1 protein-coding gene is annotated in these 638 nt (G+C 47.8%); it reads left to right on the top strand.

Annotated elements, in window-relative coordinates; genetic code table 11:
- Positions 1 to 401: 401 nt before the first annotated feature.
- A partial coding sequence (locus R8O11_RS28665; RefSeq protein ID WP_318195051.1) for a Dps family protein occupies positions 402 to 638 on the top strand: 237 nt, incomplete at its 3' end.

The following is a 638-nucleotide window of genomic DNA, read 5'->3' as shown; positions in this document are numbered from 1 at the left end:
ATCCCGGAAATGGCACTGGAACAGCTCGTCACGCACTACCCAGTATTATCGGCAGTGCATTTAAATGAGCCCGGCCCTCACCGCAGAATAGCCCTCGCGTTTCGCCCAAACTATGTGGACGTTTCCAGTCTCGAAGTGCTTTCCCGTATCGCGAAGCAATCTCTCAAATAATCTCGAAATCAAAATCGTTTAAACCCAGCAGCGCGCCGTTACCTCGGTGTGCTTTGTGGGCGTTGGTATTTGCTATAGACAACGCCTTCCATTCAGTAATCAAAATTTCCGAACGTTACATTCATTTTTATCATTTTTACAAATCAGAACATCTATCCAATACTTTTTTTAGTTGTTTGCTGACGGCTTACAAAAAGTCGTGAAACCAGATGGAATGAGAGGAAGCTAGCATGACGCACATCGATATCGGCATTGATAGAGAGCACCGATTAAGCACCGCAGAGGGCTTGAAGCAGCTCTTGGCAGATTCTTACACGCTCTATCTGCAAACGCACAACTTCCATTGGAATGTGGAAGGCCCGAACTTCAGAGAACTGCATCTCATGTTCGAAGAACACTATACCGAACTTGCGGCGGCTGTTGACGAGATTGCCGAGCGCATACGCACACTGGACGTTCCCGCCCCC

It is taken from the genome of Vibrio sp. 1288, from assembly GCF_033344475.1.
This window is presented reverse-complemented; position numbering and strand designations above follow the sequence as displayed.